The 254-nt window shown below is 59.4% G+C and carries 1 pseudogene; it reads left to right on the forward strand.

Going from position 1 to position 254, the window contains the following annotated elements:
- Positions 1–31 precede the first annotated feature (31 nt).
- Positions 32–254 (forward strand): annotated as a pseudogene (locus RVY79_RS20660) (ABC transporter permease); the annotation flags it as partial.

Raw genomic sequence — 254 nt, forward strand, 5'->3', positions numbered from 1 at the left:
TCTACGCCCATTTTCTGCGAGGGAATGCCGCATGAGAAACATCGTCATCATCGCGGCGAAGGAAATCAAGGAAGGCTTGCGCAACCGCTGGGTTCTGGCGACTACATTGCTCTTGGCCGCGCTGTCGCTGTCCTTGACATTCCTCGGCAGCGCGCCGACTGGCAACGTCGGCGCCGGCGCGCTTGACGTCGTGGTCGTCAGCCTGTCTAGCCTCACCATCTTTCTGCTACCGCTGATCGCCCTTTTAATCTCGC

Origin of the sequence: Chromohalobacter sp. HP20-39, assembly GCF_033052815.1 — a bacterium.
Lineage (GTDB): Bacteria > Pseudomonadota > Gammaproteobacteria > Pseudomonadales > Halomonadaceae > Chromohalobacter.